The organism is Burkholderia catarinensis, from assembly GCF_001883705.2.
Taxonomy (GTDB): Bacteria; Pseudomonadota; Gammaproteobacteria; order Burkholderiales; family Burkholderiaceae; genus Burkholderia; species Burkholderia catarinensis.
The window spans coordinates 190,575-213,443 of sequence record NZ_MDEQ02000005.1; the positions used below are offsets into that span (position 1 = coordinate 190,575).

At 70.2% G+C, this 22,869-nt stretch carries 17 protein-coding genes; 9 read left to right on the forward strand and 8 right to left on the reverse strand.

Features of this window, described 5'->3' with window-relative positions:
- Window positions 1–16: 16 nt before the first annotated feature.
- The 4 genes from BFF94_RS10055 to BFF94_RS10070 are packed head-to-tail and all read right to left on the reverse strand — an operon-like array spanning window position 17 to window position 8,548.
- On the reverse strand, window positions 17–4,204 hold the full coding sequence (locus BFF94_RS10055) for a bifunctional nitrate reductase/sulfite reductase flavoprotein subunit alpha (RefSeq protein WP_219139269.1): 4,188 nt from the start codon (window positions 4,202–4,204) through the stop codon (window positions 17–19).
- Between the two features lie 16 nt (window positions 4,205–4,220).
- A complete protein-coding gene (gene nirD / locus BFF94_RS10060; protein WP_128845422.1) occupies window positions 4,221–4,565 on the reverse strand; it encodes a nitrite reductase small subunit NirD in 345 nt (114 codons plus the stop codon).
- Between the two features lie 38 nt (window positions 4,566–4,603).
- On the reverse strand, window positions 4,604–7,201 hold the full coding sequence (nirB, locus tag BFF94_RS10065) for a nitrite reductase large subunit NirB (RefSeq protein WP_128845420.1): 2,598 nt from the start codon (window positions 7,199–7,201) through the stop codon (window positions 4,604–4,606).
- Between the two features lie 21 nt (window positions 7,202–7,222).
- Window positions 7,223–8,548, reverse strand: coding sequence for an MFS transporter (locus BFF94_RS10070; RefSeq protein WP_128845417.1), 1,326 nt, complete (start codon window positions 8,546–8,548; stop codon window positions 7,223–7,225).
- 631 nt (window positions 8,549–9,179) lie between these two features.
- On the opposite strand from BFF94_RS10070, the gene cobA reads away from it, so the two are divergent.
- From cobA to BFF94_RS10105, 7 genes are all read left to right on the forward strand, one after another.
- The gene (gene cobA, locus BFF94_RS10075) at window positions 9,180–9,956 is read left to right on the forward strand and encodes a uroporphyrinogen-III C-methyltransferase (protein ID WP_219139270.1); all 777 of its coding nucleotides are present in this window, start codon (window positions 9,180–9,182) and stop codon (window positions 9,954–9,956) included.
- Window positions 9,957–10,121: 165 nt separating this feature from the next.
- Window positions 10,122–10,718, forward strand: a complete 597-nt coding sequence (locus BFF94_RS10080; RefSeq protein ID WP_128845413.1) for an ANTAR domain-containing response regulator — start codon at window positions 10,122–10,124, stop codon at window positions 10,716–10,718.
- Window positions 10,719–10,723: 5 nt separating this feature from the next.
- The gene (locus tag BFF94_RS10085) at window positions 10,724–11,776 is read left to right on the forward strand and encodes a CmpA/NrtA family ABC transporter substrate-binding protein (protein WP_219139271.1); all 1,053 of its coding nucleotides are present in this window, start codon (window positions 10,724–10,726) and stop codon (window positions 11,774–11,776) included.
- 111 nt (window positions 11,777–11,887) lie between these two features.
- On the forward strand, window positions 11,888–12,487 hold the full coding sequence (locus tag BFF94_RS10090) for a uracil-DNA glycosylase family protein (protein ID WP_128845897.1): 600 nt from the start codon (window positions 11,888–11,890) through the stop codon (window positions 12,485–12,487).
- A 61-nt stretch (window positions 12,488–12,548) separates the two neighbouring features.
- Window positions 12,549–13,328, forward strand: coding sequence for a YkgJ family cysteine cluster protein (locus BFF94_RS10095; RefSeq protein WP_219139272.1), 780 nt, complete (start codon window positions 12,549–12,551; stop codon window positions 13,326–13,328).
- 120 nt (window positions 13,329–13,448) lie between these two features.
- On the forward strand, window positions 13,449–14,390 hold the full coding sequence (locus BFF94_RS10100; RefSeq protein WP_089442303.1) for a helix-turn-helix transcriptional regulator: 942 nt from the start codon (window positions 13,449–13,451) through the stop codon (window positions 14,388–14,390).
- Window positions 14,391–14,516: 126 nt separating this feature from the next.
- Window positions 14,517–15,215 carry a fumarylacetoacetate hydrolase family protein gene (locus BFF94_RS10105; RefSeq protein ID WP_219139273.1) on the forward strand — a complete coding sequence of 233 codons (699 nt, stop codon included), beginning with the start codon at window positions 14,517–14,519 and terminating at the stop codon, window positions 15,213–15,215.
- Between the two features lie 56 nt (window positions 15,216–15,271).
- Here the strand turns inward: BFF94_RS10105 and BFF94_RS10110 are convergent, their stop codons facing one another.
- From BFF94_RS10110 to BFF94_RS10120, 3 genes are all read right to left on the reverse strand, one after another.
- The gene (locus BFF94_RS10110) at window positions 15,272–15,817 is read right to left on the reverse strand and encodes a DUF4303 domain-containing protein (RefSeq protein WP_128845900.1); all 546 of its coding nucleotides are present in this window, start codon (window positions 15,815–15,817) and stop codon (window positions 15,272–15,274) included.
- A gap of 126 nt (window positions 15,818–15,943) precedes the next feature.
- Entirely contained in the window at window positions 15,944–17,155 is a 1,212-nt protein-coding gene (locus BFF94_RS10115) for an MFS transporter (RefSeq protein ID WP_128845903.1), read from the reverse strand.
- A gap of 239 nt (window positions 17,156–17,394) precedes the next feature.
- Entirely contained in the window at window positions 17,395–18,981 is a 1,587-nt protein-coding gene (locus tag BFF94_RS10120) for a trypsin-like peptidase domain-containing protein (RefSeq protein WP_219139274.1), read from the reverse strand.
- A gap of 328 nt (window positions 18,982–19,309) precedes the next feature.
- Here BFF94_RS10120 and BFF94_RS10125 point away from each other — a divergent pair, with 328 nt between their 5' ends.
- On the forward strand, window positions 19,310–19,642 hold the full coding sequence (locus tag BFF94_RS10125; protein WP_246637266.1) for a GNAT family N-acetyltransferase: 333 nt from the start codon (window positions 19,310–19,312) through the stop codon (window positions 19,640–19,642).
- 387 nt (window positions 19,643–20,029) lie between these two features.
- Here the strand turns inward: BFF94_RS10125 and pdxR are convergent, their stop codons facing one another.
- Window positions 20,030–21,502, reverse strand: a complete 1,473-nt coding sequence (pdxR, locus tag BFF94_RS10130) for a MocR-like pyridoxine biosynthesis transcription factor PdxR (RefSeq protein ID WP_219139275.1) — start codon at window positions 21,500–21,502, stop codon at window positions 20,030–20,032.
- 153 nt (window positions 21,503–21,655) lie between these two features.
- Here pdxR and BFF94_RS10135 point away from each other — a divergent pair, with 153 nt between their 5' ends.
- The gene (locus tag BFF94_RS10135) at window positions 21,656–22,858 is read left to right on the forward strand and encodes a GNAT family N-acetyltransferase (protein ID WP_219139276.1); all 1,203 of its coding nucleotides are present in this window, start codon (window positions 21,656–21,658) and stop codon (window positions 22,856–22,858) included.
- Window positions 22,859–22,869: the final 11 nt, after the last annotated feature.

Consider the following 22,869-nt stretch of genomic DNA (forward strand, 5'->3'; position numbering starts at 1 on the left):
CCCGCCGCTCGCGCGATCAGTACACGTCCCGCATGTAGCGCCGCGCCTTCGAAAGCCGCGCGACGTAGTCGTTCGCGGCTTCGTCCGACATACCGCCGTGCTCGGCGACGACGGCCTTCAGCGTCGTATCGACGTCCTTGGCCATGCGCGCGGCGTCGCCGCACACGTAGAAGTGCGCGCCTTCCTCGAGCCACGCGAACAGCTCGGCGCCCTGCTCGCGCATCCGGTCCTGCACGTAGATCTTGTCGGCCTGGTCGCGCGAGAACGCGAGATCGAGCCGCGTCAGGAAGCCGCTGTCGTGCATCGCGCCCAGCTCGTCGCCGTAGTAATAGTCGGTCTGCGCGTGCTGCTCGCCGAAGAACAGCCAGTTGCGCCCGCGTGCGCCGCGCGCCTGCCGCTCGTGCAGGAAGCCGCGGAACGGCGCGACGCCGGTGCCGGGGCCGACCATCACGATCGGCACGTCGCCGTTCACCGGTGGCCGGAAATGCGCGGACTTCTGCACGAACACCGGCACGCGGCCGTCGTCCGCGCGATCGGCGAGGAACGTCGACGCGACGCCTTTGCGCGCGCGCCGGCCATTGTGATAGCGCACGGCCGACACGGTCAGATGGATCTCGCCCCGGTGCGCGCTGGGGCTCGACGCGATCGAATAGAGACGCGGCTGCATGCGCTTCAGCATCCCGACCAGCTCCGTGCCCGACAGCTCGACCGGAAACTCGTGCAGCACGTCCGCGAGCTGCTGCCCCCACAGCCATTGCTTCAGGTCGCCCTTGCGATCGTCGCCGAGCAGCGACTTCAGCGCGCCGTTCGCGCTGCGCGACGCGATGAAGGCGAGCGTGTCCGGATGCGGGCGCGTGATGTCGAAGTGACGTGCGAGCGCATCGCCGAGGCGCACGTCGCCAACGCCCGCGACGGACACCGGCGCGTCGGCCTTCAGCGCGGTGACGGACAACAGCTCGTCGACCAGCTCCGGGCAGTTGGTCGGCCACACGCCGAGCGCGTCGCCGGTTTCGTATTCGAGGTTCGCGCCTTCGGTCGACAGCGACACATAGCGCGTGTCCTTCGCGGCGCCCGGACGGTTGAGCCGCAGGTTCGCGACGAGTTTCGACGGCGCCGGATGCGCCTTCGACGGCAGCAGCCCCGACGGGCTCATCCCGCCGGACGGCACCGCGTGCAGCGCGGCATCCGCCTCCTTGATCCGCGCGACGACGCGTTCGAGCCACTGGTCGGCATCGCGCTGGAATTCGACGTCGCAATCGACGCGCGCGCTCAGGCGCGCCGCGCCGAGTTCCGCGAGCCGCGCGTCGAGCCGGCGGCCGTGGCCGCAGAACTGGTCGTAGTTGCGATCGCCGAATGCGAGCACCGCGAAATGCACGCCGTCGAGGCGCGCGGCGCTGCCGGCCTGCAGCGCGTCCCAGAACTCGCTGCCGTTGTCGGGCGCATCGCCGTCGCCGAACGTGCTCGTCATCAGCAGCACGTATTGCGCGCCCGCGAGCGAAGCCACCGGATAGTCGGACATGCACGCGGTGCGGATCTCGAAGCCGGCGTTCATCAACTGCGTCGCGTAATCCTCGGTCAACGATTCGATGTTGCCGGTCTGCGAGGCCCACAGCAGCACGACCTTCGGCCGCGTGCGCACGATCCGCACGCCGCCGGACGCGACCGCGTTGGCCGGCAACGCCGGCGCCGCGCCTTCCTGGGTCCGCGCCGGCGTCGAGCGGCTGAAGAGACCGGCGAGCATCCCGTCGAGCCAGAACCGCACCGCCGGCGCGAGCGGCGCGCCGTCAGGCAGCACGGGCACGCTGCCGTCGCGCCGGCCGGCGCTCGCCTTCAGCCCGCTGACGAAACCGGCCACGTACAGCCGTTCGGTGTCGGTCAGCGGCGGCGGCGCGAGATCGGCGACGCCGAGCGCGGCCGCGAAAGTGTCGATGTCTGCCATGTCGGATTCCTGTGAAGCAGTGGCCTGCACCATCGCCGGCGCGGGCCGCGCGTCGTCGGCGCATGCCTCGGGTCGCGCCGTTTCATCGTCGGCGGACGCGAACGCATCCGTGTCGACGCGCCGCAGCACGACCGCACAATATTTCAGTTCGGGTTGCTGCGATTCGGGATCGATCGCGTCGTTCGTCACCGCGTTGATGCACAGGTCGTCGCCGTACACGTCGTTCCAGTGCATCGGCGCGAAGCAGTTGCCGCGCTGCACGCGCTCGGTCACGACGGCCGGCAGCACCGCGCGGCCGCGCGCCGAACGGATCTCGACGCTGTCCTTCGCGGCGATGCCGAGCGCGCTCGCATCGTCCGGGTGAAGCTCGACGAACGGGCGCGGGTTGAGCTTGTTCAGCATCGCGACCTTGCCCGTCTTCGTCATCGTGTGCCATTGATGCTGCAGCCGCCCGGTATTCAGCACGATCGGGAACGTGTCGTCGGGCAGCTCGGCCGGATCGACATGCGGCCGCGCGAAGAAGCGCGCCTTGCCCGACGGCGTCGGGAACGCGATGCGCGGTGCATCGTTGCCGTCGGCGGCCGGGCGCAGCGTCTGGCTCACGCCGTCGTTCAGGTAGCGGACCGGATGCCGCTCGCGCGCGGTGCCCGGCGCGACCGGCCACTGCACCGGAGCGTCGCGCAGCGCCGCATGGCTCGCGCCGCGCAGGTCGTAGCCCGTCGCCGGATTCGAGAAACGGACGATCTCGTCGAACACGTCGGCCGCCGACGCATAGTCGAACGCGTCGCCGAAGCCCATCGCGCGCGCGACTTCCGTGACGATGCGCCAGTCAGGCAGCGCGTCACCCGGCGGCGCGACCGCCGCGCGCATCAGCGTCATGTTGCGCTCGGAGTTGGTCATCACGCCGTCGCCCTCGGCCCACAGCGCGCCGGGCAGCAGGATGTCCGCGTAGCGGTTGGTCTCGGTATCGAGGAATGCGTCCTGCGCGATCACCAGCTCCGCCGCCTGCAGCCCGGAGATCACGTTCTGCCGGTTCGGCACGGTCGCGACCGGGTTCGTGCAGACGATCCAGCACGCCTTGATGTCGCCGGCCGCCATCCGCGAGAACAGGTCGACCGTGCCTTGCCCGGTCTCCTTGCGCAGCGTGCCGGCCGGCACGCGCCACAGGTTCTCGACGAAGCGCCGGTCGTCGTCGGACAGCACCGAGCGCTGGCCCGGCAGGCCGGGGCCCATGTAGCCCATCTCGCGCCCGCCCATCGCGTTCGGCTGGCCGGTCAGCGAGAACGGCCCGCTGCCGGGGCGGCAGATCCGGCCGGTCGCGAGGTGCAGGTTGCAGATCGCGTTGGTGTTCCACACGCCGTGCGTGCTCTGGTTGAGCCCCATCGTCCAGCAGCTCATCCACTCCTGCGCGTCGCCGATCCATTGCGCGGCCGTGCGGAGATCGGCTTCCGCGAGCCCCGTGATTGCCGCGACTCGCTCGGGCGTGTAGTCGGCGAGGAACGCGGGCATCGCGTCCCAGCCTTCGGTGTATGCGTCGATGAATGCGGCATCGGTGCGGCCGTTCGCATGCAGCAGGTGCAGCAGCCCGTTCGTCAGCGCGAGATCGGTGCCCGGCCGGATCTGCAGGAACAGGTCGGCCTTGTCGGCCGTGCCGGTGCGGCGCGGATCGACGACGATCAGCTTCGCGCCGGCCTTCACGCGATCCATCATCCGCAGGAACAGGATCGGGTGGCAGTCGGCCATGTTCGCGCCGATCACGAAGAACAGGTTCGCGCGATCGAAGTCCTGGTACGAGCCGGGCGGGCCGTCCGCGCCGAGCGACTGCTTGTAGCCGGTGCTCGCGCTCGCCATGCAGAGGCGCGAGTTCGACTCGATGTTGTTGGTACCGACAAAGCCCTTCGCGAGCTTGTTGACGAGGTATTGCGCCTCGATCGACATCTGCCCCGACACATAGAACGACAGCGCATCGGGCCCGTGCGCATCGAGCACCGCGCGCAGGCGGCGCGCGGTTTCGGCGATCGCATCGCGGGCCGGCAGCGGCACGAGATCGTCCTCACGCGCCCGGCGCACGAACGCGCGGTCGAGCCGCCCCGAACGGCGCAGCGCGACGTGCGCCGACGAGCCCTTCGTGCACAGCCGCCCGAAGTTGGCCGGATGGTCGGCGTCGCCGGACACCTTGACGACCTCGCCATCCTCGACGTGCAGCACCATCCCGCAGCCGACGCCGCAGTACGGACACACGCTCTTGACGGGGGTGGCGGTCATGCGCGCTCCGGGACGGTCAGGCCGCGATCCACACGAAACCGTCCTCGACCCGCGACGGATACGCGTTCACCGACTGTTCGGGCGCTTCGAGGCATTCGCCGGTGCGCAGGTCGAAATGCTGCTTGTACAGCGGCGACGCGACGACGACGCGCTCGCCGAGGCTGCCGATCAGCCCGCGCGACATCACGGCCGCGTGCGACACGGGATCGACGTTGTCGATCGCGAACACGCCGCCGTCGGCATGCGCGACATGAAACACCGCGACCTGCTCGCCGTTGACGAGTGCGCACACGCCGGTGTTCGGCACGATGTCGTCGAGCGGGCACACGCGGGTCCAGGACAGCGGAAGACGATCGTTCATGATGGGCTCCTTGGAAAAGACGCTGGTGTCGATCAGGGTCAGGCGGTTGCGGATTCGGTGACGGCTCGCGTCGCGCCAACGGCTACGACGGGGATCGACACGGGTTTGCCGCCCGCACGTTCGCCGGGCATCGCGGGACGGATCTGGCCGCGCGTCTCGACGAATTCGATGGTTGCATCCGGTGCATCGCTGTTCACGAAGTGGCGGAAGCGCTTGCGCGTGTCGGGATCGGTGACGGCCTTCTTCCATTCGCACTCGTAGGTGTCGACCACGTGCTGCAGGTCGGCCTCGAGTTCGGCGCCGATCCCGAGCCGGTCGTGCACGACGACGTCGATCAGGTAGTCGAGACCGCCTTCGAGGTTGTCGCGCCACACGCTGGTGCGTTGCAGCCGGTCGGCCGTGCGCACGTAGAACATCAGGAAGCGGTCGATGTAGCGGATCAGCGTGGCGCGGTCGAGGTCGGACGCGAGCAGTTCCGCGTGGCGCGGCTTCATCCCGCCGTTGCCGCACACGTACAGGTTCCAGCCCTTCTCGGTCGCGATGATGCCGACGTCCTTGCCCTGCGCTTCCGCGCACTCGCGCGTGCAGCCCGATACGCCGAACTTGATCTTGTGCGGCGTGCGCAGCCCCTTGTAGCGATTCTCCAGGTCGATCGCGAGGCCGACCGAATCGTCGACACCGTAGCGGCACCACGTCGACCCGACGCACGACTTCACGGTGCGCAGCGCCTTGCCGTATGCGTGACCCGATTCGAAGCCGGCCGCGATCAGTTCCTCCCAGATCGACGGCAGCTGCTCGACGCGCGCGCCGAACAGGTCGACGCGCTGGCCGCCCGTGATCTTCGTGTAAAGGCCGTACTTTTTAGCGACCTGGCCGACCGCGATCAGCCCTTCCGGCGTGACCTCGCCGCCCGGCATGCGCGGCACGACCGAGTACGTGCCGTCGCGCTGGATGTTCGCGAGGTAGTAGTCGTTCGAATCCTGCAGCCCCACGTGCTCCTTCTTCAGCACGAACTCGTTGAAGCACGACGCGAGGATGCCCGCGACGGCCGGCTTGCACACGTCGCAGCCAAGGCCGTGGCCGTGCTTCGCGAGCAGTGCGTCGAAGGTCGTGATGCGCTCGACGCGGATCAGGTGGAACAGCTCCTGGCGCGAATGCGGGAAGTGCTCGCACAGATGATTGTTGACCGCGAGGCCCTGTTTCTTCATCTCGGCCTTCATGATCTGCGTGACGAGCGGCACGCAGCCGCCGCACGACGTGCCGGCGCTCGTGCACGTCTTCAGCGCGCCGAGGCTCGTCGCGCCGTCGGCCACGGCCGTGCAGATCTGCGATTTCGACACGTTGTTGCACGAGCAGATCTGCGCGGCCGCAGGCAGCGCGTCGACGCCGATCGCCGGCTTTGCGACGCCGTCCGACGACGGCAGGATCAGGAACTCGGGCGACTCGGGCAGCTCGATGCGGTTCAGCATCATCTGCAGCAGCGTGCCGTACTCGGCCGCGTCGCCGACCATCACCGCACCGTGCAGGAACTTGCCGCAATCGGACACCACGAGCTTCTTGTAGATCTGGCGGCGCTCGTCCGCGTACTGGTAGGTACGGCTGCGGGCCGTCGTGCCGTGCGCGTCGCCGATGCTCGCGACGTCGACACCCATCAGCTTGAGCTTCGTGCTCATGTCGGCGCCCGCGAACGCGGCCCCGTCCTCGCCGTTCGTGTCGCCGCCGAGCTGCTTCGCAACCACGCGCGCCATGTCGTAGCCGGGTGCGACGAGGCCGTACACCATGCCGTTCCATGCCGCGCATTCGCCGATCGCGTAGATGTCGGCGTCGCTCGTGCGGCAGGCGTCGTCGATCGCGACGCCGCCCCGCGGGCCGGTTTCGAGCCCGCAGGCGCGCGCCAGCTCGTCGCGTGCGCGGATGCCGGCGGAGAACACGATCATGTCTGCGTCGAGGTGGGTGCCGTCGGCGAACGCCATCCGGTGCGTGCCTTCTTCGCCGTCGACGATCTCGAGCGTGTTCTTGCCCGTATGCACGGTCACGCCGAGCGCCTCGATCTTCGCGCGCAGCATCCGGCCGCCGCCGTCGTCGACCTGCACGGCCATCAGCCGCGGCGCGAATTCGACCACGTGCGTCTCGAGCCCCATGTCGCGCAGCGCCTTCGCGCATTCGAGGCCGAGCAGCCCGCCGCCGACCACGACGCCGCGCTTCGCATGCGTGCCGCACGCCTGCATCGCCTCGAGATCCTCGATCGTCCGGTACACGAAGCAGCCGGCGCGATCGTGGCCCGGCATCGGCGGCACGAACGGGCGCGAGCCCGTCGCGAGCACCAGCTTGTCGTACCCGAGCGTTTCGCCCGACGCGAGCGTGACCGTATGCGCGGCGCGGTCGATCGACGCGACGCACGTGTTCAGGCGCAGGTCGAACTGCGGATGCCGCTCGAAGAAGCCGGGTTCGACGAGCGACAGGTCGTCCGCCGACTTGCCCGCGAAGAATTCGGACAGGTGCACGCGATCGTAGGCCGGGCGCGGTTCCTCGCCGAGCACGGTGACCTGCAGCGCGCCCGCCGTCGCGGCGTGTGCCGCGACGCATTCGAGGAGCTTGTGGCCGACCATGCCGTGGCCGATGACGATGAGTTTCATGATGACGTTTCCTTCGGTCGATCAGTTCGCGACGCCGGCGGCAGCCAGTGCGCGGTCGCGCAGCTCGGCCTCGCGTGCCTTGTGCTCTTCGCTGAAGCGCACGGCCATCGCGCACAGCGCGGTCGCGGTGACGACGAGGCCGAGCAGGCTCAGCGTGTGCTGCACGTCGCCGACGCCCTTCAGCAGGAAGGCCGCGGCGACCGCGCCGACGTTGCCGCCCGCGCCGACGATCCCCGCGACGCCGCCGAGCGCCTTGCGGTCGATGAACGGCACCAGCGCGTAGGTCGCGCCGCAGGCCATGTGCGTGAAGAGGCCGAAGGTCAGCATCGCGACCAGTGCGATGCCGATGCTTTGCGCATGCGAGAACCAGATCAGCCCGAGCCCTTCGCCGATGATCAGCGCGCACAGCAGCGTCGCGCGCACGTCGAGGCTGCGCCGTGCGGCGATCTTGTCCGACAGCCAGCCGCCGAGCGCGCGGGCGAACAGCGCGAGCAGCCCGAACAGGCCGACCGCGAAGCCCGCGTCCTTCAGCGACAGGCTGAAGTGATCGACGTAGTACAGCGCGGCGATGTTGTGGATGAACACCTCGACGCCGAAGCACGCGCCGTACGTGACGAACAGCATCCACACGCGATAGTTGCCGCACGCGGCGAAGAAGCTCGCCCAGCCGCCCTTCTTGCCGCTGTCGACCGTCACGCCTTCCTTGCGCAGCGCGACGACATCGCCCTGCGGGCAATCCTGCGTGAAGCGCCAGTACGCCCAGGCCATCACGAGCATCGCGACGCCCGGCACGACCAGCGCGATGCGCCACGACGAATCCTCGCCGAAGCCGAGCATCAGGCCGGCGGCAACCAGCAGCGGCATCAGCGCCTGCGTCGCGCCCGCGCCGGCATTGCCCCAGCCTGCCGTCGTCGCGTTCGCGGTGCCGACCACGTTCGGCGCGAACATCACCGACGTGTGGTACTGCGTGATCACGAAGCCGGCGCCGATCGCGCCGATGCCGAGCCGGCAGATCAGGAACGACAGGTAGTCGTGCGTGAACGACACGGCGAACACGGGGATCGCGCCGAGCAGCAGCAGGCCGACGTAGACGCGGCGCGGGCCGAAGCGGTCGCACAGCGGGCCGACGAGCAGCCGCACGGCGATCGTCGCGGCCACCGCGGCGATGTTGATGTTGGCGACCTGTGCCGTGGTCAGGTGGAATTCGCGCGCGATCAGCGGCATCAACGGCGCGCAGGCGAACCACGCGAAGAAGCACACGAAGAACGCCATCCACGTCAGGTGGAACGCGCGCATCGGCGCGGTGCGGAAGCTGAAGAGATCGATACGGGTAGCTTTGTCGGTCATGTCATCCGCCAAACGAAAAACGGCGTCCTGCGCACCGGTCTCGTCGAGACCTGATGCGTAGGACGCCGTTGCCCATGAAGCCCGTTGCCGGGCGCGTCAGTAATCGGTACTGCGAGCGAATCGCCGTTGATCCGCCCGAACCAGCTTAGGCAAGCACCGTGCCATGTCGGCCCGCATCGGGCCGCCAGCCCCGCAGCGCAAGGCTCGCCGGGCAGCGCGCAACGCGCTCGGGCGGATGGCGCGCGACGCGTCATGATGCAATCAGGCACGGATGTGGTGCGCTGCAGCACTGTCGCCGTGCGACATCACGATCCGCGCTGGCGAGGCACGATGCATGCCGATGCGGCATCGCGGCTGCCCGCGCAGTGCATCGCGCCGCGCGCCCGCCGCGCCGACGCCGCACGTCATGCCGGTTGGCCCGGATATTGCTGAACCCCATTCATCACACCGGCAACGGCGCCGGTGGGCAGCCTCCGCAAACCATGCCCGTCGTTCACGACAGGCCGATCAGGACAACGGCGTCCTCCCCCCTGCGCGGCACGGCCGAATGCCGGTGCGCTTCGACCGCCCTGCGCCACCGCGCAGACAACGCGCTATCGACCGCCTCGCGCACGCGGTACTGGAACACGACATGACGACTGGCAAAGTCACGCTGCTGGGCGCCGGCCCCGGCGATCCCGAACTCCTCACGCTGAAGGCCGTGAAAGCGCTGGCCGCGGCCGACGTGCTGCTGCTCGACGATCTCGTCGCGCCCTGCATCGTCGAACTCGCGCCGCAAGCGCGCATCATCCGCGTCGGCAAGCGCGGCGGCTGCCGCTCCACGCCGCAGGCGTTCATCGAGAAGCTGATGCGCCGCCATGCGCTGCGGGGCGCGCACGTGGTGCGCGTGAAAGGCGGCGACGCGCTGCTGTTCGGGCGCGCCGGCGAAGAGCTCGCGACGCTGCGCGCCGCCGGGATTCCGGTCGAGATCGTCAACGGCATCTCGTCGGGATTCGCGGCCGCCGCGAGCCTCGGCATCTCGCTCACGCACCGCGAGCATTGCCAGGGCGTCACGTTCGTCACCGCGCACCGCCAGGACCACGGCGAGCCCGACTGGGCGCGACTCGCGGCCAGCGGCACCACGCTCGCGATCTACATGGGAATGAGCCGCGTCGACAGCATTGCGGCGGGCCTGCTCGCCGCGCTGCCGACGTCGACGCCGGCGGCGGTCGTGCAATGGGCCGGCACGCCCGACGAACGCCGCTGGACCGGCACGCTCGGCAATCTCGCGCGCGGCATCGACGAAGCGCGGCTCGGCAGCCCGGCCGTGATCCTCGTCGGCGGGGCGATCGGCGAAGCGGCCGCGCTGGACGCGCCGAACGCGAACGCGAACGCCGCGATCGAAACGACCTTGTCCCGGGCCGCATAGCATGCGCGACGCCGCGCGGCACCGGCCGCCCGCCTTTCATGAAGACAACGGCATCGCTCGCGCGGGCCGCCGTGCCGACACGCGCCGTGCCGACACGATGTTCCCGCGGGGCCGACGCCCCCGATCCGCGCATTGCGTCGCGGTTTCGCCGCCTCCGCTCGCATCATGAGTTCGTCCGTCCCGCCCCCGCGCCTGCGCGTGCTGCTCGTCACCGACACCGACAAGCCGATCGGCGAGCTCGGCGACGCGCTTGCGCGCCTCGGCTACGAGATGCTGAACGACGTCGCGACGCCCGCGCGCCTGCCGGCGGCCGTCGAGGAGCAGCGCCCCGACGTCGTGATCATCGATACCGATTCGCCGTCGCGCGACACGCTCGAGCAGCTCGCGGTGATGCACGCCACCGCGCCGCGCCCCGTGCTGATGTTCAGCCACGACGCCGACCAGGAACTGATCCGCGCGGCGGTCGGCGCGGGCGTCAGTGCCTATCTCGTCGAAGGGCTGTCGGCCGAGCGCCTCGCGCCGATTCTCGAAGTCGCGCTCGCGCGTTTCTCGCACGACGATGCGCTGCGCCGCCGGCTCGCCGACGTTGAACGCGAACTCGCGGAGCGCAAGCTGATCGACCGCGCGAAACGCATGCTGATGGACCAGCGCAAGCTGTCTGAGCACGACGCGTATGCGGCGCTGCGCAAGCGTGCGATGGATCAGGGCCTGCGCATCGTCGACCTCGCGCGGCAACTGCTCGACGCGCCACCCCAATCATGACTGCCATGGATACCTCCTCTCCCGCCGTACCGGAACGCGCGCATCTTCGCCTCGGGTTCGTCGCGCTGAGCGACGCGGCCCCGCTGATCGTCGCGCAGCACCTGAACCTCGGCGCGCGTCACGGCCTCACCCTCGAGTTGAGCCGCCAGCCGTCGTGGGCCGCCGTGCGCGACAAGCTGCTCAGCGGCGAACTCGACGCCGCGCATGCGCTGTACGGGCTCGTCTGCGGGCTGCAGCTCGGCATCGGCGGCCCGCAGGCCGACATGGCCGCGCTGATGGTGCTGAACCGCAACGGCCAGGCGATCTCGTTTTCGCGCGGCCTCGCCGACGCGTTCCGCGACAGCGGCAACGTGCGCGCCGCCCTCGCGACGCTCGGCCGCAAGCCGCTCCTCGCGCAGACGTTCCCGACCGGCACGCATGCGATGTGGCTGAACCACTGGCTCGCGTCGCACGGCGTCGATCCGCTGCGCGACGTGCGCAGCGTCGTGATCCCGCCGCCCGAGATGGTCGCCGCGCTCGCCAATGGCGAGCTCGACGGCTTCTGCGCGGGCGAGCCTTGGCATGCGGTGGCCGAGGCTTGCGGCGCGGGGCGGACCGTCGCGGTGACGAGCGAGATCTGGCCCGATCACCCGGAGAAGGTGCTCGCGGCCCGGCGCGACTTCGTCGCGCTGTATCCGGCAACCGCACGCGCGCTGATCCGCACGCTCGTCGATGCGTGCGAGTGGCTCGACAGCGCCGCGCACCGTCGCGAGGCGGCCGACTGGCTCGCGTCGCCCGACGCGCTCGGCGTGCCGGCCCGGCTGATCGCGCCGCGCCTGCTCGGCGACTACGGCGCGGGGCCGTTCGCCGAGCCGCCGCTGCCGATCCGCTTCCACGACGGCGGCGCCGTGAACCGGCCCGATCCGCTCGAAGGCCGGTGGTTCCTGTTGCAATACCGGCGCTGGGGCATGCTCGACGGAGCCCACGACGACGCGACGATCGCCGCGGCGATCGCGCAAACCGCGTTGTATGATGCTGCGGTCGCCGAAGGCGGCGCACCGGGCCCGTCGCTCGCATGATGCATGCGGCGCGCGCTCCGGCGTCGCGCCACGCCGATCCGGCCCCCGGCGGCTTCCCGCATGCGCCGCCCGGACGACACCGTATTGCCGCTCCGTCCCTGAACCGAATCGATGCCGAAACGAACGCGCGCGCCGCTCGACGTGCTGCTCACCGAAATCCGCGCGTGCCGTGCGTGCGAAGCCGACCTGCCGCTCGGCCCGCGCCCGGTCGTGCGCGCCCATCGCGACGCGCGCATCCTGATCGTCGGGCAGGCGCCCGGCACCAAGGTTCATGCGAGCGGCATCCCGTGGGACGACGCGAGCGGCAAGCGGCTGCGCACCTGGCTCGACGTCGACGCCGATACCTTCTACGACGAGACGCGCTTCGCAATCGTGCCGATGGGCTTCTGCTACCCGGGTCGCGGCGCAAGCGGCGACAACCCGCCGCGCCCCGAATGCGCGCCGCTGTGGATCGACCGGTTGCTCGCCGGGCTGCCGTCGATCCGGCTGACGCTGCTGGTCGGCCAGTACGCGCAGCGGCATTTCCTGCGCGATACGCGCAAGGCGACGTTGACCGACACCGTGCACGCGTGGCGCGACTACGGCCCCGGCGTGCTGCCGCTGCCGCATCCGTCGCCGCGCAACCAGGCGTGGTTCAAGCACCATCCGTGGTTCGACGCCGACGTCGTGCCCGAACTGCGGCGCCGGGTCGCGCCGCTGGCCGCCCGATAAACGACACCACCGGCGGCAGCGCGACGCGTCGCGACACCCCCGATATCCCGATCGAATCCGAATGAACGACACCCCCGCCGACATCGACTTTTCCTGCAACGGCTGCGGCGAATGCTGCCGCGACCTGCGTATTCCCCTGACGATCGACGAGGCGATCGCGTGGCTGCAGCGCGGCGGCCACGTGGAGCTGCTGTGCGATGCGATGCCGTGGCTCGTCGAGCCCGAGCCCGACAACGCGTTCGCCGCGTACAAGCGCGCCCGGTCGACCGCCACGCTCAGCGGCTCGCTGCCGGTACGCGTCACGGTCATGCTCACCGCGTCCCATGCCGGGCCTTGCCCGAACCTGCGCGACGACCTGCGTTGCGCGATCTACGACGAGCGCCCGCTCGTGTGCCGGATCTACCCGGCCGAAGTGAATCCGTTCGTGCCGCTGGCCCCGGGCGGCAAGCAATGCCCGCCGGACGTGTGGCAGCAGGCGCCGTTCGTCCGCGGCGGCACGATCGTCGATGCGGCCACCCGCGAGAACATCGCGCGCTCGCGTGCGGCGAGCGAGACCGAGACGCCGCTGCGGGCGCGGTTGTGCGCGATGCTGGAGATCGACACCGCGGCCGTCGCCAACGAAGGGTTCGCGATTCATGCGCCGCCGGCCGCCGTGCTGCTCGCCGCGCTGACGGACCTGCGCGGGTCGGCACCGGTCAGCGCCGGCGACGCCATCGCATGGACGCTGATCTCGAACCGCGCGACGACGATGGATGCACTCGCTTCGGTCGGCGCGGCGAGCCGGCTCGCCGGCGGCGACGGCCCGCATGCCCGTTATCTCGGCTTCCATCCGGACGCGTGAGCGCCGCGCGGCACGCCGCGAGCGAAACCGGGCAAACGCCATGCGGCCGCGCCCATCCCCGGCGCGCCCGGTTCGCTGTACCATCGCGGCTCAACCGCGTCACGAACAGCAGAATCCTTCATGCCCTCCACCGCCCCGCCGCGCCTGTACGGGATGCCCGAACGCAGCGACCGGCTCGATTTCTACATCCGCGACCAGGCGTCGCGCCAGGCGATCACCGAGCCGCACCGGCACGCGTATTTCCAGATCCAGTTCAACCTCGGCGGCGACACCGAGCAGCGGATCGGCGGCGTCACGCGGCCGTTTCCGCGCGGCGCGCTCGCCTTCGTGCTGCCGCACCGCGAGCACCTGATCCCGCATCCGGAAGGCGCGCACTTCATCGTGATCAACTTCAGCCAGGCATTCCTGCGCGCCGATCTCGACGTCGACCCGCTCGATCTCGAGGACGTGCCCGCGCACCGCTTTCCCGAGCTGACGCCGTTCCGCTTCCAGGAGCATCTCGACTTCATCCTGACCGGCGACACGTACGAGGAAGCGCGCCGCCTCGCGCTGTGCATGCTCGACACCGATCGCGTGCGCACATTCGGCTCCACCACGTTGCTGCGCGGCTACCTGCTGCAACTGATCGGGCTCGTCTGCACGCAGTACGCGGGTGCGCTCGACAAGCTCGCGCAGCGCGGCGCCCAGCGGGCGGGCCGGCGCGACGCGCTCGCGCGCGTGTTGCGGCACGTGCGGGCGAACCTGACCCGCGAGGACCTGACGCTCGCCGCGACCGCCGAGGCCGCGTTCCTGTCGCCCAACTACCTCGCGCACCTGGTCCGCAAGGAAACCGGCAGCACGTTCACCGATCTCGTGACCGAGCGCCGGATCGCACTCGCGCAGTCGCTGCTGGCGCATACGAGCCGGCGCATCGCGGACATCGCGCGCTCGGTCGGCTTCCGCGACGAAGGATATTTCGCGCGGCGCTTCCGTGCGCGGGTCGGCGTGTCGCCGAAGGCCTACCGCGACGCGAACGCCGCGCTGCCGGACGGCGACGATGCGCCGGCGGCGGCCGACGCGTAGTTTTGTCCCGGTAAAACGCAGTTGCGTCGCATCCGGGCGCATGCGCGTCGGGTATCGTTGCACGCATGCCGGCCCGTGCGCCGCACAGGCGCCGGCATCCGTCTTCCTACCGAACGAGGCCATCCGATGTCCGCCTATGTCATCGACGCTGCCGAGCGTCCTTCCGTCGAAGTCGAACAGTCGTCCGCGCGCTTTCCGGTGCGCCGCGTCTTCTGCGTCGGCCGCAACTATGCCGACCACGCGCGCGAAATGGGCGCCGATCCCGACCGCGAGCCGCCGTTCTTCTTTACGAAGCCGGCCGACGCGATCGTCCCGGCAGGCGGCACCGTCCCCTATCCGCCGCTGACGAACGACCTCCATCATGAAATCGAGCTGGTCGTCGCGATCGGCAAGGACGGCCGGTCGATCGACCCGGCCGATGCGCTGTCGCACGTGTGGGGCTACGGCGTCGGCGTCGACCTCACGCGCCGCGACCTGCAGGCCGAAGCGAAGAAGCTGAGCCGTCCGTGGGACTGGGCGAAGGGCTTCGACGCGTCGGGCCCCGTGACCGCGCTGCGCGCGACGGCGGCCACCGGCCACCCGGCAGCGGGCCGCATCTGGCTCGCGGTCAACGGCGAAACGCGCCAGCAAGGCGACCTGGCCGACATGATCTGGGCCGTGCCCGACGTCATCGCGTACGTGTCGCGCTCGGTCGAGCTGAAGGCCGGCGACCTGATCTTCACCGGCACGCCCGCCGGCGTCGGCGCGCTGCAGCCGGGCGACCGCGTGACGGGCGGCGTCGACGGCATCGCGGCGTTCGAGTTCGTCATGGGCGCGAAGCCGTAACGAAGCAGCCATGGCGGCCGCCTCTCCGGGGCCGCCGTGCGACATCCCGATTCCGGTCAGTCGTAACGGCGCAGGAATGCTGCGGCGACGGCCGGCGGATTCAGCACCTTCGCCGATTCGTTTTCCAGCGCCTCGGCCGCGTCGTCGTCGCTGATCGACACGAACAGCGTGATGGCCGCCCGCTCCTCGCCCGTGCCGAACAGGCCGTCGCGATCGAGCAGCCGCAATGCCTCGATCATGTCGGCGTGCAGTTGCCGGGAAAATTCCGCGAATCGCGACCGGACGAACTGCGGGCTCAGCACTTCGTCGGCCAGCCTGCCGCAGATCTCATTGAACGGCGAAGCCTCCGCCGCCGCGTACGCCCACTCGGAAAAGCCCCACACATACCACGGGTCCGGATCGTCGTCCGCGATCGCCTGTTGCGCGCGGACGCGGCGCAGTCCTTCGACCGAATTGGCTGCCGGCACCACCGTCATCGCACCGCTGTCGGTGTACAACGCGAACGCGTAGAAATGCTCGTCCGGGTGCAATGCCCGCAGCGCCCTGAAGGTTGCCCGCGCGGCGTCGGCAATGTCCCGCTGGAAATCTGAAAAATCGCTCATCGCATCCTCGCCCAGTCACCCTTTGCGCTCGTCGGGGAACACGGCTCGCGGATGGTGCGCCGTCTCCCGGCATGCGACGGATTGTCCGTCATTCGGCCGCGCCACGGTACCGGGGCGCACCCGCGTTCACCGTCCGGCGTCCCGCGCATCGAACACCCGCACGCAGACGGCGGCCGCCAGCGCGATCGCCGCCGACAGCAGCATCATCGCGAGCGGCATATAGCCCGCGTTGCCGACGCTCAGCACCGCGCCCGTCAGCGACGACAGCGCCGCGCCGCCGCCGATCGTCATCGCCCCGGCCAGCCCCGACGCGCTGCCCGCCAGCTCCGGGCGCACCGACACCGCGCCGGCATGCGCGCCGGGGTTGGTCAGCCCGTTGCCGATGCCGACCAGCACGCACGGCCCGAACCATGCGAGCGCATGCGTCGCGCCGCCGAACACGAGCAAGAGACCGATCAGCGGGCCCGCGCACGCGACGACCCGCCCGCACAGGATCGTCGTGGCCAGCGCATGGCGGCGCGCGTAACGCGCGGCGAGAAAGCTGCCGCACACGAAACCGGCCGTGATCGTTCCCATGTAGAAGCCGATTTCCGCCGGCGCGATGCCGAATACCGCTTTCGCAGCGAGCGGCGCGCCGGCCAGGAACGCGTAGAACGAGCCCGTCGAAAACGCCATGCAAAGTGCATAGGCCCAGAAACGGCGCGCCCGGAGCAGCGCCGGATACGCGCGAAGCTGCTGCCCCAGGCTCGATGACCGGTTCGTATGGGTTTCGACGAGATCGAACGCACACCAGACGAACAGCGCAATCCCGGCCGCGCCGAGCAGCCAGAAGCTCGCGCGCCAGCCGCCCGTCTGGTCGAGCACGCCGCCGAGCGTCGGGCCAAGCATCGGCGCGAACGCGGCCGCCATCGCCGCATAGCCGATCCGGCTCGCCGTGCGCGCACCGCCGCCGGTGTCGCGGATCGTCGCCATCGACACCGGATAGACCGACGTGATCGCCGCCTGCATCAGCCGGCACGCGAGAAACGCGCGGATATCGGTTGCCATCGCGCAGCCGAGCGAGCCGAGCGCGAATACGCCGACGCTCGCCAGCACGATCGGCCGCCGCCCGAACCGGTCCGACAGCGGCCCCATCACGAACTCGAGCGACGCGGCCACCGCGGCGTAACCGCCGAGCGACAGCGCGACGAGCGCATAGTCGGCGCGCAGGTCGCGCGCGATCGCCGGCAGCGACGGCAGGAACAGGCTCAGCGGCAGCACCGAGAACGCGCACAGCAGGATCAGCGTCGCGTGTCTCGGCGACGCCGGTTCGGCAGCGGTCGACAGGTCCGGTTGCAAGCGGATGCCCTCCGCGCACGCGCCGCACGGCCGTGCGCAATGCAAAAAAAAGCCCCCGAACGAGTCGGGGGCGCATGGGTGCCGGCGCGGTGCCGCTACCGGACCCTGCGCCTGTGGACGACTACGATGAAGCAAGCTGCTTTCATGCCGAATGGCTCCTGAATGCGTGGCTGACTGCGTGACTGACCGCGAGCGATACCGGACGATGTTAGGCGGATGACGCCAACCGCGTCAACGCCTTAACGCGCGCGCACCGACACGAACTTCCGTGCATTGTTGCGCTGGATCAGCACGGCGATCACGCTGCCGCCGTTCGCTTCGAGCGACTGCACGTCGTCCGGCGTCTCGAGCAGCGTGTCGTTGAGCTCCAGCACGACGTCGCCCGGCTGGATGCCCGCGCGTGCCGCCGGGCCGCGCACCGCGTCCACCATCATCCCGACCGCGAGCCCCGTCGAACGGCGCTCGTCGTCGCTCAGCGCGTGCATCGTCAGCCCGAGGCGGTCGCCGCCTTCGCCCGCCCCCGGCCCCGGCCCCGGCCCCGGTCGCGCAGCGGCCTTCGGCGCGGCCATGCCGGCCGGCGCGCCCGCGTTGCCGGCCGCCTCGTCGGCGCCCGTGATCGTCAGCATCACCGGCGCGCGGTTGCGGATCACGCGCAGCGACACCTTCTCGCCGGGCGACAGCGCGGCGGCCAGGTCGTCCAGTTCGACCGAGCGGCCGATCGTCTTGTCGCCCACGCGCACGATCACGTCTCCGGGCTTCAAGCCGGCGGCTGCGGCCGGCGAGCCCGGCGCGACACCGTTGACGAGCGCGCCTGCCGGACGCGGCAGCCCGAATGCCGCGGCCAGCCCGGCGCCGACGTCCTGAACGTCGACGCCGAGTGCATTGCCGGACGACGCGCCCGGCGTCGGCGCCTGAGCCGGCTGCGCCCGCATCTGTGCCTGCTGTTGCGCCTGCAACTGCGCGCGTACCTTTGCCGCGAATGCGATCGGGATCGCGAACGTCATGCTCGCGTAGCGGTCGGCGCCCGTATAGACCTGCACCGCGATGCCGATCACGTCGCCCGCGCGATTGAACACCGGGCCGCCCGAGTTGTCCGGATTCGGCGCGATGTCGGTCTCGAAGAACGGAAACGCGCTACCGTCCGGCAACCGGTGCGACGTTGCGCTGACGATGCCGGCCGTGACCGTGTTGCCCGATCCGTCCGGCGCGCCGATCGTCATCACCGGTTCGCCTGCGCGAACTTTCGACGAATCGCCGATGCGCACGAACGGCAGCTTCTTCGCGTTGACGCGCAGCACGGCGACGTCGCTTTGCGGATCGACGGCCAGGACCGTCGCCTTGAATTCGCGGCGGTCGGTGAGCCGCACCGTCACGTCGGTTGCCTCGTCGACCACATGGGCCGACGTGAGGATCAGGCCGTCGGCGCTGACGATGAAGCCCGAACCGCTGCCGGACACCGCACGGGGCGGCGTCATATCGGGCGCCGGTGCCTGCGGGTCCTGCGCGGGCGGCGGCGCGCCGTGCCGGAAGAACGCGGCGAGCGGATCGTCGGAATCGAGGAGTGCAAAGGCCGGGCCGCCGGTTTGCGGGTCGGGCGTGGCGGCCATGATGGTCACGACCGCCGGACCGTAGCGGTCGACGATCGCCGGAAAGTCGACCGGCATCGCGTAACGCGCGGCGGATGGCCTTGGCTTCATCCCGGGTGACGTAGCGGGCGGCGCGAGGGTTCCGGCCATGGCGGCCGGCGGGGGCAACAAACAGCCGGCAAACACGCCCCCGATCAACGCGGTGCGAAGCACGGCGCGAGCAAGCGTCAGGCGAACCACGGTGCACCTCCCCCGGCAGTCGCGGCGCCAACCTGCGCGAGACGCGCAGGCGCCCGACAAGCACCGGTACACGCATCCATTTATAGCGCACACGCGGGTTGGAACATACGAATCGAAACCCGTATGCCGGGGTGGCACGGTAGCTGCGGAGCCGTGATGGCGTTCGTTCCGAACAAAGTGGGCGGTTCGTCAATCCGCACAAGTCCGATTGTCCCGCGCGGCGTCGTGCGGTCCGGTCCGGTTCGGCGTCCGGCGCATCGGCGGTTGGCGCAATGTAAGCGCGCGTTGCTAACCTTCGCTCTCGGACAAACGGTGAAGGGATGAAGCGATGACAGGCATGGTCGTCCGCAGGGCAGGTGAACCGGACATAGCGGCCCTGATGCAGATCCGCAACGATGCGCACGCTAGGAAGGTGGCGCATCGCGACTACGCGTGGGGCAAGGAAGGCGACGGATTTTCCGAACGGTGGGTGCGCAACAACATCGCCGAAAAGGACGTGTATGTCGTCGAGCAGGACGGCGTTGCGGTCGGAACGTTTTCGCTGCGCCTGGATGTCGACGATCACTGGGGGCCGCAGGAACCGGTCGCCGGTTACGTGCACGGGCTTTGCGTGCGGGACGGCTTCAACGGTCACGGACTCGGCGGCCTCATGCTGGATTGATGCGCCGACAAGGTGAGCAAACTGAACCGGCGTTTCGTCCGACTCGACTGCGCCGCTCACAACGCGAAGTTATGCGCGTACTACGAGTCGCTCGGCTTTGTCCGCGCCGGACTTTACCCGGAGCCGGGACCCGGCGGCCATGTCTGGTCGCTGTACGAAAAACCGGCCTGCTGACGGCTGCGGACTTGCCGCTTCCGACCGTCGAAAGGCGGCATCGCGTCAAAGGTTGGCAGCCTCCTCCACCGCGAACGCCGCAGCCAGCGGCTGCGGCAACGATCTCCGCCGGGAAGGCGGGCAGTTTGCCCTTACCTGTCCTGCGCAACGCTTCCACGGCAGCGAAAATCACCGGCGACGGGTTGGGTTGCCCGCGCGCGCTGCCAGCCGCCGTCAATCGCCGCCCACCCGCTGCGCGATCGTCGACAACATCCGTAACATCGGCTCGAACGCATCGGCCGACGTATTGCCGAAGCCGAGCACGAGCCCGTTGCCCGCCCGTGCCGCGTCGATCGAAAAACCCGACAGCGGGAACGGCCCGATGCCGTGCGCGCGCGCCGCTTCGACGATCGAGCGATCGCGATAGCGCGCCGGCATCCGCAACGCGAGATGCAGCCCGCACGGGCCGCCCTCGACCTGGTGCGGCACGCTCAGGTTGCCGTCGAGCGCGGCGAGCAGCGACCGCCGCCGGTCGCGGTACAACCGGCGCATCCGCCCGAGATGGCGGCCGTATTCGCCCGTCTCGATGAAATCGGCCAGCGCGAGCTGCACATGGCGCGTCCCGCCGCGCAGCATCTCCGGCAACACCGGCCGCACGGCGGCCAGCAGCGCCTCGGGCAGCACGAGAAAGCCGATCCGCAGCGCCGGAAACATCGTCTTGCTGAACGAGCCGAGATAGACAACCGGCGAATCGGGCGCGAGCCCGTGCATCGCGCCGATCGGCTCGCCGGTATGACGGAATTCGCTGTCGTAGTCGTCCTCGATGATCCACGCGCGATGCCGGCGCGCCGCATCGATCAGTGCGAGCCGGCGCGAGATCGACAGCACCGCGCCGGTCGGGAACTGGTTCGACGGCGTCGTGTAGACGAGGCGCGGCGTCCGCTCGCGCCAGTCGTCCTCATCCGCGCGCAGCCCTTCCGCGTCGACCGGCATCGGCACGACGTCGAGGTCGGCCGCCTGCATCGCGGTGCGCGCGCCGCGATAGCCGGGCTCCTCGACCCACACCGTATCGCCCGGGTTCGTCAGCAGCTGCGCGCACAGCGCGATCGCGCCCTGTGCGCCTTCGGTGATCACGATCTGCTCGGGATCGCAGCGCACGCCGCGCGTCACGGCCAGGTGGCGCGCGATCGATTCGCGCAGCGCGCGCTCGCCGAGCGGGTCGCCATACGCGAGCAGGTCGCGGCCGGTGCGACGCATCGCGCGGTCGATCGCGTGCCGCCACGCATCCACCGGGAAATGGGCCAGCGCGGGCACGCCCGGCCGGAAGCCCTCCGATTCGCCGGTGCCGACGAGGCTCGGGCGAATCCGGCCGAGCCGCTGCGCGACGGCCGGCGGCGCGGCCCGCCGGCGCGGCGGCGCCGGCCGCGACAGCCCGACGACGCGCGTGCCTCGCCGGTCGGACTGCAGGAAACCTTCCGCAACGAGCTGCTCGTAGACGGCGGCCGTCGTGTTGCGCGACACGCCGAGCGTCTCGGCGAGCGCACGCGTGCCGGGCAGCCGCGTGCCGGCCGGCATCGCGCCGCCGAGAATCGCGTCGCGCACGCGGCGCAGCAACTGGCGCTGCAGCGAAGGCGCGCCCGGCGTGCGCGCCAGCGGCGCGTCGAGCGGCAGCAACGGCGCGTCGCCGGAAGGAAAGGCAGTCGTCATCGGAACATCGCAGCGTGAAAGTGTCGGAACATGGCGCATGGCTCGTGGCACCATAAATTTGCCGATCCATGGCGCTTCTCATGGTACCTCGCCGCGACTACGATCGTCTGCATGCCGGCATGTCGCCGGCCGCCAACCGAAGCGAGATCGACCTTGTCCACGCTCACCAACGCTTTCCAGCAGCCCATCGGCCACCCCGTTCCCGACTGGTCCGCGCGCCCGCGCCCGGAGCGCATCGTGCTCGAAGGCCGCTACTGCCGGCTCGAACCGCTCGACGCCGAGCGCCATGCGGCCGACCTGTACGCCGCCTACGCACAGGCGCCCGACGGCAGCGACTGGACCTATCTCGCGCACGGCCCGTACACCGACGAGTCGAGCTATCGCGACTACGCGCGCGGCGCGCAGGCGAGCGCCGATCCGCTGCACTACACGGTGATCGATCGCGCCACGGGCCGCGCGGTCGGCACGCTCGCGCTGATGCGCATCGATCCGGCCAACGGCGTGATCGAAGTCGGCTCCGTCACGTTCTCGCCGCTGCTCAAGCGCACGCCCGTGTCGACCGAAGCGCAGTTCCTGCTGATGAAGTACGCGTTCGACACGCTCGGCTACCGGCGCTACGAATGGAAGTGCGACGACCTGAACGCGCCGTCGCGCAAGGCGGCCGCGCGGCTCGGCTTCCGTTACGAAGGCACGTTCCGGCAGGCGATCATCTACCGCGGCCGCAATCGCGACACCGCGTGGTTCTCGATCATCGACGGCGAATGGCCGGACGTCCGCGCCGCGTTCGACGCGTGGCTCGCGCCGGAGAACTTCGACGCGCAGGGCGAGCAGCGCCGGTCGCTCACAGCGATCCGCCACGCGCAGGCGAGCGCCCGCGATGCGGCCGGCCGCGCGAACGACGCGACACGCGTCACGGTGCGCCCGCTCGTCGCCGCCGACGAAGCCGCGTGGCGCCCGCTGTGGGCGAGTTACCAGAAGTTCTACGACACCGCGCTGAGCGACGCGGTGTTCGCGACGACGTGGGGCCGCCTGATGGATCCCGCCGAACCGATGTTCGTGCTCGGCGCCTTCGACGCATCGGGCGCGCTGGTCGGGATCGTGCATTCGATCTACCACCGCTCGTGCTGGACCGAAGGGCCGTACTGCTACCTGCAGGACCTGTACACCGCAGCGGACGCACGCGGGCAAGGCGCGGGCGGCGCGCTGATCGAGGCCGTGTACGAACATGCCCGCAACGCCGGCGCGAGCCGCGTGTACTGGCTCACGCACGAAACCAACACGACCGCGCGCGCGCTGTACGACAAGCTCGCGAACAATGCCGGGTTCATCCAGTACCGGCACGACCTGAAGAAGTAACGTCGGTCCGC

Coding starts and splice junctions, on each gene's coding strand:
- BFF94_RS10055 (WP_219139269.1), bottom strand. CDS start 4,204: ATGACCGCCACCCCCGTCAAGAGCGTGTGTCCGTACTGCGGCGTCGGC.
- nirD (WP_128845422.1), bottom strand. CDS start 4,565: ATGAACGATCGTCTTCCGCTGTCCTGGACCCGCGTGTGCCCGCTCGAC.
- nirB (WP_128845420.1), bottom strand. CDS start 7,201: ATGAAACTCATCGTCATCGGCCACGGCATGGTCGGCCACAAGCTCCTC.
- BFF94_RS10070 (WP_128845417.1), bottom strand. CDS start 8,548: ATGACCGACAAAGCTACCCGTATCGATCTCTTCAGCTTCCGCACCGCG.
- cobA (WP_219139270.1), top strand. CDS start 9,180: ATGACGACTGGCAAAGTCACGCTGCTGGGCGCCGGCCCCGGCGATCCC.
- BFF94_RS10080 (WP_128845413.1), top strand. CDS start 10,122: ATGAGTTCGTCCGTCCCGCCCCCGCGCCTGCGCGTGCTGCTCGTCACC.
- BFF94_RS10085 (WP_219139271.1), top strand. CDS start 10,724: ATGGATACCTCCTCTCCCGCCGTACCGGAACGCGCGCATCTTCGCCTC.
- BFF94_RS10090 (WP_128845897.1), top strand. CDS start 11,888: ATGCCGAAACGAACGCGCGCGCCGCTCGACGTGCTGCTCACCGAAATC.
- BFF94_RS10095 (WP_219139272.1), top strand. CDS start 12,549: ATGAACGACACCCCCGCCGACATCGACTTTTCCTGCAACGGCTGCGGC.
- BFF94_RS10100 (WP_089442303.1), top strand. CDS start 13,449: ATGCCCTCCACCGCCCCGCCGCGCCTGTACGGGATGCCCGAACGCAGC.
- BFF94_RS10105 (WP_219139273.1), top strand. CDS start 14,517: ATGTCCGCCTATGTCATCGACGCTGCCGAGCGTCCTTCCGTCGAAGTC.
- BFF94_RS10110 (WP_128845900.1), bottom strand. CDS start 15,817: ATGAGCGATTTTTCAGATTTCCAGCGGGACATTGCCGACGCCGCGCGG.
- BFF94_RS10125 (WP_246637266.1), top strand. CDS start 19,310: ATGACAGGCATGGTCGTCCGCAGGGCAGGTGAACCGGACATAGCGGCC.
- pdxR (WP_219139275.1), bottom strand. CDS start 21,502: ATGACGACTGCCTTTCCTTCCGGCGACGCGCCGTTGCTGCCGCTCGAC.